The sequence below is a fragment of the Leclercia adecarboxylata genome (assembly GCF_035787115.1).
In the GTDB taxonomy this organism is placed as follows: Bacteria; Pseudomonadota; Gammaproteobacteria; order Enterobacterales; family Enterobacteriaceae; genus Enterobacter; species Enterobacter adecarboxylatus_E.
In genome coordinates this window covers 1-11,989 of the sequence record NZ_JALKTL010000007.1, presented here as the reverse complement: position 1 = coordinate 11,989, position 11,989 = coordinate 1, and the positions used below count along the sequence as shown (strand labels likewise).

Genomic DNA, 11,989 nt, shown 5'->3' with positions numbered 1-11,989 from the left:
GCAGATGAGCGGCCTGAGCAGCTGCACCGGAAGTGAGCCTTCTCCGGTGCGGTTCGCGTGTCGGTCCAGGTCATTCATTCCTGATTTTCGGCATTTCATTCCACGCCCCCTGCATTTCATGCCGTTTTACCCCTGGTAAGGTAAGGTTTTGGATATCGTTGTCAGCAGTGAATTTCCCTTTTTTCTGCTGCAGGACAACTGCCATGAACACATCATCTTACAACCGCACCCGGTGGCTGACCCTTATCGGTACCATCGTGACCCAGTTTGCTCTGGGCTCAGTCTATACCTGGAGCCTGTTTAATAGCGCCCTTTCCGATAAGCTCGATGCACCGGTGAGCCAGGTGGCTTTCTCCTTTGGCTTGCTGAGCCTGGGCCTGGCGCTTTCATCGTCCGTCGCCGGTAAATTACAGGAACGTTTCGGCGTTAAACGCGTCACTATGGCTTCCGGTATATTGCTGGGGCTCGGCTTCTTCCTGACTGCGCATTCTAACAATCTGATGATGCTGTGGCTGAGTGCCGGGGTGCTGGTTGGGCTGGCAGATGGCGCGGGCTATCTGTTAACCCTGTCGAACTGCGTGAAATGGTTCCCGGAACGCAAAGGGCTGATCTCCGCCTTTGCGATCGGGTCTTATGGCCTGGGCAGCCTGGGCTTCAAATTTATCGACAGCCACTTACTGGCCACTGTCGGCCTTGAAAAGACCTTTATGATCTGGGGCGCAATCGTACTGGTGATGATTCTGTTCGGCGCCACGCTGATGAAAGATGCACCGCAGCAGGAAGTAAAAGCCGTTAACGGCGTGATAGAGAACGATTTTACGCTGGCGCAGTCGATGCGTAAGCCACAGTACTGGATGCTGGCGGTGATGTTCCTGACCGCATGCATGAGTGGACTGTATGTGATTGGCGTGGCGAAAGATATCGCCCAGGGCATGGTAAAACTGGATGCTGCTACGGCGGCTAATGCGGTAACCATTATCTCTATCGCCAACCTCTCTGGTCGTCTGGTGCTGGGGATCCTGTCTGATAAAATTGCCCGTATCCGCGTTATTACCCTGGGCCAGGTGGTTTCGCTGGTGGGGATGGCTGCACTGCTTTTCGCCCCGCTCAATGAAGTGACCTTCTTCGCTGCCATTGCCTGCGTCGCGTTTAACTTCGGCGGCACCATTACCGTCTTCCCGTCGCTGGTGAGTGAGTTCTTCGGGCTAAATAACCTGGCGAAAAACTACGGCGTGATTTATTTAGGGTTTGGGATTGGCAGTATTTGCGGTTCGCTGATTGCTTCGCTGTTTGGCGGTTTTTATGTGACCTTCTGCGTAATATTCGCTTTATTGATACTTTCCCTGGCGCTGTCCACCACCATTCGCCAGCCGCAACGTGAAATATTCAAACAAGCGCATGCTTGATTAGCACTCTCCCTAAGGGCCGGATATTCCGGCCTTTTTTGTCTCTGGAAAGGGTAAAGAACAGGTTGCCGGTATGTCATCGGACTTGTTTTTTTGTAAATATTTGCAGGGATCACATTCTCTGCTGCCACTTTTTCTTTTCCCTGTGGTCTACTTACCGCGCTTACAGACGTTTCCTATAACGTACTCCCAGGCAATGAATCATCCTGTTCACTTTTCAATCAACAGTGAAGCGGCTCTACTTTATCTTTTTCCAGGTTACATTAATGAAATATATCAAAGCGATGACGCAACAAAAGCTCAGTTTTTTGCTCGCGTTGTACATCGGCCTGTTTATGAATGGCGCGGTTTTTTTCCGTCGGTTTGATGGTTATGCGCAAGATTTTACCGCCTGGAAAGGAGTCGCTGCGGTCGTTGAACTGGTTGCCACTGTGCTGGTTACCTTCTTTTTACTGCGTTTGCTGTCGCTATTTGGCCGCCGTATCTGGCGCGTACTCGCCACGCTGGTGGTGCTGTGCTCGGCAGGTGCCAGCTATTATATGACCTTTATGAACGTGGTGATCGGCTACGGCATTATTGCCTCGGTGATGACCACGGACATCGACCTCTCGAAAGAGGTGGTCGGTTTACACTTTATGATCTGGCTGGTGTGCGTCAGCATTCTGCCGCTGCTCCTTATCTGGAACAATCGTTGCCGCTATACGCTGTTGCGCCAGCTGCGTACCCCCGGGCAGCGCATCAGAAGCGCAGCGGTGGTCGTACTGGCGGGATTAATGGTCTGGGGGCCTATCCGACTGCTGGATTTACAGCAGAAGAACGTTGAGCGTACTTCCGGCGTGGATATGCCGAGCTACGGCGGTGTGGTGGCGAACTCTTATCTGCCTTCCAACTGGATCTCCGCGCTGGGTTTATATGCCTGGGCGCAGGTGGATGAATCTTCCGACAATAAATCACTGATGAACCCGGCGAAGAAATTCACCTATCAGGCGCCTGCTGATATTGATGATACCTATATGATCTTCATTATTGGTGAAACCACGCGCTGGGATCATATGGGTCTCCTGGGTTATGAGCGGGATACCACACCGAAGCTGGCGCAGGAGAAAAACCTCGTCGCCTTCCGCGGTTACTCGTGCGATACCGCGACCAAGCTTTCGTTGCGCTGTATGTTCGTGCGTGAGGGCGGGGCAAGCGATAACCCGCAGCGAACCCTGAAAGAGCAGAATGTCTTCGCGGTACTGCACCAGCTGGGCTTTAGCTCCGACCTCTACGCCATGCAGAGCGAGATGTGGTTCTACAGCAACACCATGGCTAACAACATTGCCTATCGTGAGCAGATTGGCGCCGAGCCGCGTAACCGCGGCAAGAGCGTAGACGATATGCTGCTGATCGATGAGATGAAACGTTCGCTGCAGGGCAACCAGGACGGTAAGCATATGATCATTCTGCATACCAAAGGGTCGCACTTTAACTACACCCAGCGTTATCCGCGCAGCTTTGCGAAATGGACGCCGGAGTGTAAGGGCGTGGATAAAGACTGCTCTAAACAGCAGCTGATCAACTCCTATGACAACTCGGTGACCTATGTGGATCACTTTATTGACAGCGTGATTGACCAGGTACGTGATAAGAAAGCGATTGTCTTCTACGCCGCCGATCATGGTGAGTCGATTAACGAGAAAGAGCATCTGCACGGTACGCCACGTAAGATGGCGCCGCCGGAGCAGTTCCGCGTACCGATGATGGTATGGATGTCTGACAAGTATCTGGAGAACCCGGAGAAAGCCAAAATGTTTGCTCATCTCAAGGAGCAGGCGGATATGAAGGTGGCGCGTCGTCATGTGGAGCTGTACGACACCATTCTTGGTTGCCTCGGTTATACCTCGCCAGACGGCGGGATTAACGAGAATAACAACTGGTGTAAAGTCCCGGACAGTGCCGCGAAAGCCGCGAATTAACTGGCCTGGCGACTTTATAGCCGATCGAATGGCTTTTTCAGAATAAGGGATTGACGGGGGCGTAGCGTAGCAGTAAGATGCGCTCCGCATTCGGCGAGTAGCGCAGCTTGGTAGCGCAACTGGTTTGGGACCAGTGGGTCGGAGGTTCGAATCCTCTCTCGCCGACCACATTCGAAAACCCCGCTCTCAGAGCGGGGTTTTTTGCATTTATCACCTGCAGAAATTAACTCCCCGAATGGCTTATCTGACTTAACTGACCAAAATACGCCTTACCTCTGTTTCACTCTGCCTGTTAACGATTATGTGACATATTCCATTGTATTTTTTTATATATGGAATGATCTTTTTTCGCGTTGCTTATACATAACCTCAGCATTTTCCCCTGTGCGTTTTAACGTTCACGGCATTTAGTGCGCAGATAATCGCCATTCCGTAAGAAAATTTATCCTGATTGAATAAATGTTAATCACTGGTTGTAGCAGAATGTGCAGAGCGTTGTGCTGCATCATGGCGGGTAGCATAAATTTCCCTGCTGAAAATAGGCCCCGGTAGTTTTTTTAATCTTTGTTTGCGAATTCTCACACTTAGCGCAAATCCCCGTCACCTGTATTGACGTTTTCACATTCTGTTGACAGATTGTAGGGCACGAGGGGCACTTCAGGGAGGATCTGCGCTGCAACTCAGTCGCTCTTCTGAAAGGAATCTCCATCCCTTATAACGCCTCAGGGCAGCACCGACCGGACCGGGTAAAAAATAAATTAAAGGTCAGGCGGAGTAACACAACAAAAAACATCACATTGGAGCAGAATAACAATGAGAATTTCCTTGAAGAAGTCAGGGATGCTGAAGCTTGGCCTGAGCCTGGTAGCCATGACTGTCGCAGCAAGCGTACAGGCAAAAACCCTGGTCTACTGTTCTGAAGGCTCACCGGAAGGCTTTAACCCACAGCTCTTTACCTCTGGTACAACGTACGACGCAAGCTCTGTACCTATCTATAACCGCCTGGTTGAATTCAAAACCGGTACTACGGAAGTCATTCCGGGTCTGGCAGAGAAGTGGGAAGTCAGCGAAGACGGCAAAACCTACACCTTCCACCTGCGTCAGGGCGTGAAGTGGCAGGACAGCAAAGAATTCAAACCTACACGCGATCTGAATGCAGACGACGTGGTGTTCTCCTTCGATCGTCAGAAAAATGCCCAGAACCCGTACCACAAAGTCTCCGGCGGCAGCTATGAGTACTTCGAAGGCATGGGTCTGCCGGATCTGATCAGCGAAATCAAAAAAGTGGACGACAACACCGTTCAGTTCGTGCTGACGCGTCCGGAAGCGCCATTCCTGGCTGACCTGGCTATGGACTTCGCCTCTATTCTGTCAAAAGAGTATGCGGACAACATGCTGAAAGCTGGCACCCCGGAGAAAGTTGACCTGAACCCAATCGGTACCGGTCCGTTCCAGATGCTGCAGTACCAGAAAGACTCCCGCATCCTGTATAAAGCCTTCGAAGGTTACTGGGGCACCAAGCCGCAGATCGACCGTCTGGTCTTCTCCATCACGCCTGACGCTTCTGTGCGTTACGCCAAGCTGCAGAAGAACGAATGCCAGGTGATGCCGTACCCGAACCCGGCTGACATCGCGCGTATGAAGCAGGACAAAAACATCAACCTGCTGGAGCAGGCGGGTCTGAACGTCGGCTACCTCTCCTTCAACACCGAGAAAAAACCGTTTGATGACGTGAAAGTGCGTCAGGCGCTGACCTATGCGGTGAACAAAGAAGCGATCATCAAAGCCGTTTACCAGGGCGCTGGCGTTGCTGCCAAGAACCTGATCCCACCAACAATGTGGGGCTATAACGACGACGTTAAAGACTACACCTACGATCCTGAGAAAGCGAAAGCGCTGCTGAAAGAAGCAGGCCAGGATAAAGGCTTTACCGTTGAGCTGTGGGCGATGCCAGTTCAGCGTCCATACAACCCGAACGCACGCCGTATGGCGGAAATGGTTCAGGCTGACTGGGCTAAGATTGGCGTTCAGGCCAAGATCGTGACCTACGAGTGGGGCGAGTACCTGAAGCGTGCGAAAGCAGGCGAACACCAGGCTGTGATGATGGGCTGGACCGGTGACAACGGGGATCCGGATAACTTCTTCGCAACCCTGTTCAGCTGCGCAGCGGCGAAGGATGGTTCTAACTACTCTCGCTGGTGCTACAAGCCGTTTGAAGATCTGATTCAGCCAGCGCGTGCTGCGGAAGATCACAACAAGCGTATCGAACTGTACAAACAGGCTCAGGTTGTAATGCATGAGCAGGCTCCGGCGCTGATCGTGGCTCACTCAACCGTATACGAACCAGTGCGTAAAGAAGTTAAAGGCTATGTGGTTGATCCACTGGGCAAACACCACTTCGAAAACGTCTCTGTTGAATAATAAGTAGGGTGTTCTCCCTCTCCTTTTAAGAGAGGGCAGGGGTGAGGGCTGTGCATGCATCTCCTCACCCTAACCCTCTCCCAAAGGGAGAGGGAATTTACATTTGTGAGCAATACAGACGTTACGCCATCAGGCGAGCGTCATTAGAGAGAATCCGGGTTATGTTGCAGTTCATCCTCCGACGTCTGGGACTTGTTATCCCCACGTTTATCGGTATCACCCTTCTCACCTTCGCTTTCGTCCATATGATCCCCGGTGATCCGGTCATGATTATGGCGGGCGAGCGTGGCATTTCTCCTGAACGTCATGCACAACTGTTGGCTGAACTGGGGCTGGATAAGCCGATGTGGCAGCAGTATCTCCATTATATCTGGGGTGTAATGCATGGTGATTTGGGTATTTCGCTGAAAAGCCGTCTTCCGGTATGGGAAGAGTTCGTACCACGTTTTCAGGCGACGCTGGAGCTCGGTGTCTGCGCTATGATTTTTGCCGTCGCCGTTGGTATTCCGGTGGGCGTGCTGGCTGCGGTGAAACGCGGCTCAATCTTTGATCACACTGCGGTTGGCCTGGCGCTGACCGGCTACTCCATGCCTATCTTCTGGTGGGGCATGATGCTGATTATGCTGGTTTCGGTGCAGCTAAACCTGACCCCTGTTTCAGGACGCGTCAGCGATATGGTCTTCCTCGATGACACTAATCCGCTGACCGGCTTTATGCTGATCGACACGGCTATCTGGGGTGAAGAGGGCAACTTTATTGATGCGCTGGCGCACATGATCCTGCCTGCAATGGTGCTCGGAACGATCCCGCTGGCGGTTATCGTGCGTATGACCCGCTCGTCGATGCTGGAAGTGCTGGGCGAGGATTATATCCGTACTGCTCGCGCCAAAGGGCTGACCCGCATGCGCGTGATCATCGTCCATGCCCTGCGTAACGCCATGCTGCCGGTGGTCACGGTTATCGGTCTGCAGGTGGGTACGCTACTGGCAGGTGCAATCCTGACCGAAACCATCTTCTCCTGGCCGGGCCTGGGTCGCTGGCTGATTGACGCACTGCAGCGCCGTGACTATCCGGTTGTGCAGGGCGGTGTGCTGCTGGTGGCGACGATGATTATCCTCGTCAACCTGCTGGTCGATTTGCTGTACGGCGTGGTGAACCCGCGTATTCGTCATAAGAAGTAAGGGGCCATCATGTCACAAGTTTCTGCAAATAAAGCTGCACCGGTGCCAATGACGCCGCTGCAGGAGTTCTGGCACTACTTCAAGCGCAACAAAGGCGCGGTCGTCGGGCTGGTGTACGTTTCCATCATGATCCTGATTGCCGTGTTTGCGAACGTGCTTGCGCCGCATAACCCGGCGGAGCAGTTCCGCGACGTGCTGCTGGCACCGCCGGCCTGGCAGGAAGGGGGATCATTAGCGCACCTTCTGGGTACCGACGATGTGGGTCGCGATGTGCTGTCCCGCCTGATGTACGGTGCGCGCTTGTCACTGCTGGTCGGCTGTCTGGTGGTGGTGCTTTCGCTGATCCTCGGCGTGGTGCTGGGCCTGATCGCCGGTTATTTCGGCGGTCTGGTGGATAACGTGATTATGCGTATCGTCGACATAATGCTGGCCCTGCCAAGCCTGCTGCTGGCGCTGGTGCTGGTGGCGATCTTCGGCCCGTCAATCGGCAACGCCGCGCTGGCCCTGACGTTTGTTGCGCTTCCTCACTATGTGCGATTAACCCGCGCGGCGGTGCTGGTGGAAGTGAACCGTGACTACGTTACCGCGTCTCGCGTGGCGGGTGCCGGTGCGATGCGCCAGATGTTCATCAACATTCTTCCGAACTGCCTTGCGCCGCTGATTGTTCAGGCGTCGCTCGGTTTCTCTAACGCCATTCTCGATATGGCCGCTCTTGGCTTCCTTGGCATGGGTGCGCAGCCGCCAACACCGGAGTGGGGCACCATGCTCTCCGACGTGTTGCAGTTCGCGCAAAGCGCCTGGTGGGTCGTGACCTTCCCGGGTCTGGCGATCCTGCTGACGGTGCTGGCATTTAACCTGATGGGTGATGGTCTGCGTGATGCACTTGATCCCAAACTGAAGCAGTAAGAGGCACGAGATGGCGTTATTAAATGTAGATAAATTATCGGTGCACTTCGGTGACGTAGGCTCCGAGTTTCGCGCCGTAGACCGTGTTAGCTACAGCGTAAATCAGGGTGAAGTGGTCGGCATTGTTGGTGAATCCGGTTCCGGTAAGTCGGTAAGTTCACTGGCGATCATGGGGCTGATTGATTTCCCTGGCCGCGTGATGGCGGAGAACCTGGAATTTAACGGTCAGGATCTGAAGCGTATTTCTGAAAAAGAGCGCCGCAATCTGGTCGGTGCTGAAGTGGCGATGATCTTCCAGGATCCGATGACCAGCCTCAACCCATGCTACACCGTGGGCTTCCAGATTATGGAAGCCATCAAGGTGCATCAAGGTGGTAATAAGAAAACCCGTCGCCAGCGCGCGATCGACCTGCTGACGCAGGTGGGTATTCCTGATCCGGCGTCGCGTCTGGATGTCTATCCGCACCAGCTCTCCGGCGGGATGAGCCAGCGCGTGATGATCGCCATGGCGATTGCCTGTCGTCCAAAACTGCTGATTGCCGATGAACCGACAACCGCGCTGGACGTGACCATTCAGGCGCAGATCATCGAGCTGCTGCTGGAGTTGCAGCAGAAAGAGAACATGGCGCTGATCCTGATCACCCATGACCTGGCGTTAGTGGCCGAGGCGGCGCATAAAATCATCGTAATGTATGCCGGGCAGGTAGTGGAAACCGGCAGCTCGCACGATATTTTCCGCGCGCCGCGTCACCCTTATACCCAGGCACTGCTGCGTGCGTTGCCGGAGTTCGCCCAGGATAAAGCGCGTCTGGCGTCACTGCCGGGCGTGGTACCGGGTAAATATGACCGCCCGACAGGCTGTCTGTTGAACCCGCGTTGCCCGTATGCCACGGACAAATGCCGCGTTGATGAACCGGATCTCTATACGCTCAGTGACGGTCGTCAGTCTAAATGCCACTACCCACTCGATGATGCCGGGAGGCCCACACTATGAGTACGCAAGAGGCCACCATGCAACAGCCGCTGTTGCAGGCTATCGATCTGAAAAAACACTACCCGGTGAAGAAAGGGTTGTTTACCCCGGAACGCCTGGTAAAAGCGCTGGATGGCGTCTCCTTTACCCTGGAGCGCGGTAAAACGCTGGCGGTGGTGGGGGAATCCGGATGCGGGAAATCCACGCTGGGACGTCTGTTGACGATGATTGAAACGCCGACCGGGGGCGAGCTTTATTACCAGGGGCAGGATCTGCTCAAGCACGACCCTGACGCCCAGAAGCTGCGGCGGCAGAAAATCCAGATTGTGTTCCAGAACCCCTATGGTTCGCTGAACCCGCGTAAAAAAGTGGGACAAATTCTGGAGGAGCCGCTGCAAATTAACTCCGCATTGAGCAAGGAGCAGCGGCGCGAGAAGGCGCTGGCGATGATGGCGAAAGTGGGGCTTAAGACCGAACACTACGATCGCTATCCGCATATGTTCTCGGGCGGTCAGCGCCAGCGTATCGCCATCGCCCGTGGCCTGATGCTCGACCCGGACGTGGTGATCGCCGATGAACCGGTCTCTGCGCTGGACGTTTCTGTGCGGGCGCAGGTGCTGAACCTGATGATGGATTTGCAGCAGGATTTAGGTCTTTCGTACGTTTTCATCTCGCACGACCTGTCGGTGGTGGAGCACATCGCTGATGAAGTCATGGTGATGTATCTGGGCCGCTGCGTGGAGAAGGGGACGAAGGATCAGATCTTTAATAACCCGCGCCATCCTTATACGCAGGCGTTGCTCTCTGCGACACCGCGCCTGAACCCGGATGAACGTCGGGAGCGTATTAAGCTGACCGGTGAGCTGCCAAGCCCGCTCAATCCGCCGCCGGGTTGTGCGTTCAACGCCCGCTGCCGCCGTCGTTTTGGGCCCTGCACCCAGCTACAACCGCAGTTAAAAGACTACAGTGGACAGCTGGTGGCCTGCTTTGCGGTGGACCAGGACGAAAACGGCGAAAAGCCTCAGACGTAAGTGATAAAAAAACCGGCGATAAGCCGGTTTTTTTATTGGGTTGCGCGACGCTATTTTCGTAAACGGATTTGGTCGACAGCGTGCTTTTCGCTCTTGGTGAGGATCAGGCTGGCGCGTTCGCGTGTCGGCAGAATGTTCTCTTTCAGGTTTACGTAGTTAATCTCATTCCACAGCGAGGTCGCCACGTTGACCGCTTCTTCTTTTGAGAGCTGAGCGTAGTTGTGGAAATAGGAGTCCGGGTCAGTGAATGCCCCTTCGCGGAACTTCAGGAAGCGGTTGATATACCAGTTTTGCAGCAAATCTTCCGGTGCATCAACATAAATAGAGAAGTCGACAAAGTCGGAGACAAAGACATGATGTGGGTCATGGGGATAGTCCATCCCGCTTTGCAGGACATTTAACCCCTCCAGGATCAGAATGTCCGGCTGCACCACCGTTTTGTCCCCGTCGGGGATGCGGTCATAGATCAGGTGCGAATAGACCGGAGCCGTGACGTTCGGCACGCCTGATTTCAGATCCGACACGAATTTCACCAGGCGATGCATATCATATGAGAGCGGGAAGCCCTTCTTCTTCATCAGGCCGCGTTCTTTTAACACCTCGTTGGGGTGCAGGAAGCCGTCGGTGGTGATCAGCTCAACGCTACGGTGTTCCGGCCAGCGGCTCAGCAGCGCCTGCAGTACGCGTGCGGTAGTGCTTTTCCCCACGGCCACGCTGCCGGCAATACTGATGATATAAGGAATGCGCTGTCCGTTAGTCCCGAGGAACTGCTCCAGTACCGCCTGTCGACGCAGGTTAGAACTGATATAGAAATTCAGCAAACGTGACAGAGGCAAATAAATTTCGGCCACTTCTTCAAGCGACAGGTCTTCGTTTATCCCTTTTAGCCGTGCGATTTCGCCTTCCGTTAAGGTCATCGGGACGGAAGCACGCAGAGCAGCCCACTGGCTGCGGCTAAAGTGGAGATATGGCGATATTAACGTTTGCTCTTTTTTGCTCATAAGCATGCTTGTGTGAGCCATTGCACCCCACAACGGAGACTTACCCTATGGGGGAAGGCACATCACGTATTAGTTAATTTTGGACAATGGGCAGGAGGTTAACACCAGATGAGCCGAATAATAAGAAAAAATGTGGCCCCGTGTTGCGTTAAGCGTGAATCGTCACAGACCGGGTTTGCACCCATTTCAGAGCGGTATAAGGTGAATATTTGCGCGTGTTTGCCTGGAAATACAGCGTTATTCTCTCTTCTCGCACAAAATGTGAGCGAAAGAACGATTTATGCAAATTTTTAGTTGCATGACTGCGCAGGTCTCCATAGAATGCGCGCTACTTGATGCCGACTTAGCTCAGTAGGTAGAGCAACTGACTTGTAATCAGTAGGTCACCAGTTCGATTCCGGTAGTCGGCACCATCAAGTCCGGTGGGGTTCCCGAGCGGCCAAAGGGAGCAGACTGTAAATCTGCCGTCACAGACTTCGAAGGTTCGAATCCTTCCCCCACCACCACTTTCTGGCAGCGTTAACGCAGCCGGAGTTGGTTGAAAAAATTAACCAGCTCGAACTTAAAAAGAGAGAAATCTCTTTTTTTGTTACAGAAAGAACTGGGTAGCCGAGTTTCAGGATGCGGGCATCGTATAATGGCTATTACCTCAGCCTTCCAAGCTGATGATGCGGGTTCGATTCCCGCTGCCCGCTCCAATACGTGCTGATATGGCTCAGTTGGTAGAGCGCACCCTTGGTAAGGGTGAGGTCCCCAGTTCGACTCTGGGTATCAGCACCACTTCACTTCTCCCTCCCCTTTCTCTCTGTTTCAATTTAAATGTATTCAACAGTTCAGGCATTTCGCCTGGTTGATGTGGTGATATCACCGATTTATCCGTGTCTTAGAGGGACAATCGATGTCTAAAGAAAAGTTTGAACGTACAAAACCGCACGTTAACGTCGGTACTATCGGCCACGTTGACCATGGTAAAACAACGCTGACCGCTGCAATCACTACCGTACTGGCTAAAACCTACGGCGGTGCTGCTCGTGCTTTCGACCAGATCGATAACGCACCAGAAGAAAAAGCTCGTGGTATCACCATCAACACTTCTCACGTTGAATATGACA

10 protein-coding genes and 5 tRNA genes are annotated in these 11,989 nt (G+C 53.5%); 13 read left to right on the top strand and 2 right to left on the bottom strand.

Annotated features, from left to right (window positions below):
* Nucleotides 1–70 precede the first annotated feature (70 nt).
* Nucleotides 71–205 carry a hypothetical protein gene (locus tag MXM41_RS18865; RefSeq protein WP_325933661.1) on the bottom strand — a complete coding sequence of 45 codons (135 nt, stop codon included), beginning with the start codon at nucleotides 203–205 and terminating at the stop codon, nucleotides 71–73.
* On the opposite strand from MXM41_RS18865, the gene MXM41_RS18860 reads away from it, so the two are divergent.
* From MXM41_RS18860 to dppF, 8 genes are all read left to right on the top strand, one after another.
* The gene (locus MXM41_RS18860) at nucleotides 204–1,406 is read left to right on the top strand and encodes an MFS transporter (protein ID WP_325933660.1); all 1,203 of its coding nucleotides are present in this window, start codon (nucleotides 204–206) and stop codon (nucleotides 1,404–1,406) included. The genes MXM41_RS18865 and MXM41_RS18860 overlap by 2 nt on opposite strands.
* Nucleotides 1,407–1,672: 266 nt before the next feature.
* Nucleotides 1,673–3,364 carry a kdo(2)-lipid A phosphoethanolamine 7''-transferase gene (eptB, locus tag MXM41_RS18855; RefSeq protein ID WP_325933659.1) on the top strand — a complete coding sequence of 564 codons (1,692 nt, stop codon included), beginning with the start codon at nucleotides 1,673–1,675 and terminating at the stop codon, nucleotides 3,362–3,364.
* 91 nt (nucleotides 3,365–3,455) lie between these two features.
* Nucleotides 3,456–3,532: transfer RNA gene (locus tag MXM41_RS18850), tRNA-Pro, on the top strand.
* Between the two features lie 645 nt (nucleotides 3,533–4,177).
* The gene (gene dppA / locus MXM41_RS18845) at nucleotides 4,178–5,785 is read left to right on the top strand and encodes a dipeptide ABC transporter periplasmic-binding protein DppA (protein WP_325933658.1); all 1,608 of its coding nucleotides are present in this window, start codon (nucleotides 4,178–4,180) and stop codon (nucleotides 5,783–5,785) included.
* A 161-nt stretch (nucleotides 5,786–5,946) separates the two neighbouring features.
* Entirely contained in the window at nucleotides 5,947–6,966 is a 1,020-nt protein-coding gene (gene dppB / locus MXM41_RS18840) for a dipeptide ABC transporter permease DppB (protein WP_325933657.1), read from the top strand.
* Nucleotides 6,967–6,975: 9 nt separating this feature from the next.
* Nucleotides 6,976–7,872, top strand: a complete 897-nt coding sequence (gene dppC, locus MXM41_RS18835; RefSeq protein ID WP_325933656.1) for a dipeptide ABC transporter permease DppC — start codon at nucleotides 6,976–6,978, stop codon at nucleotides 7,870–7,872.
* Between the two features lie 10 nt (nucleotides 7,873–7,882).
* A complete protein-coding gene (gene dppD / locus MXM41_RS18830; protein ID WP_325933655.1) occupies nucleotides 7,883–8,866 on the top strand; it encodes a dipeptide ABC transporter ATP-binding protein in 984 nt (327 codons plus the stop codon).
* A complete protein-coding gene (gene dppF / locus MXM41_RS18825; RefSeq protein ID WP_325933654.1) occupies nucleotides 8,863–9,876 on the top strand; it encodes a dipeptide ABC transporter ATP-binding subunit DppF in 1,014 nt (337 codons plus the stop codon). The genes dppD and dppF overlap by 4 nt, the downstream gene beginning before the upstream one ends.
* A 50-nt stretch (nucleotides 9,877–9,926) precedes the next feature.
* On the opposite strand, the gene coaA is transcribed toward dppF, so the two are convergent.
* A complete protein-coding gene (gene coaA, locus MXM41_RS18820; RefSeq protein WP_325933653.1) occupies nucleotides 9,927–10,877 on the bottom strand; it encodes a type I pantothenate kinase in 951 nt (316 codons plus the stop codon).
* 337 nt (nucleotides 10,878–11,214) lie between these two features.
* Between coaA and MXM41_RS18815 the strand changes: the two genes are divergently transcribed.
* The 5 genes from MXM41_RS18815 to MXM41_RS18795 form a co-directional block, all read left to right on the top strand.
* Nucleotides 11,215–11,290 (top strand) — tRNA-Thr (locus MXM41_RS18815).
* Nucleotides 11,291–11,298: 8 nt separating this feature from the next.
* Nucleotides 11,299–11,383 (top strand) — tRNA-Tyr (locus MXM41_RS18810).
* A 117-nt stretch (nucleotides 11,384–11,500) separates the two neighbouring features.
* Nucleotides 11,501–11,575 (top strand) — tRNA-Gly (locus MXM41_RS18805).
* A gap of 6 nt (nucleotides 11,576–11,581) precedes the next feature.
* Nucleotides 11,582–11,657: transfer RNA gene (locus MXM41_RS18800), tRNA-Thr, on the top strand.
* Nucleotides 11,658–11,775: 118 nt separating this feature from the next.
* Nucleotides 11,776–11,989: GTP-binding protein (locus MXM41_RS18795; protein ID WP_000031662.1), on the top strand; the 214-nt coding region annotated here is incomplete at its 3' end.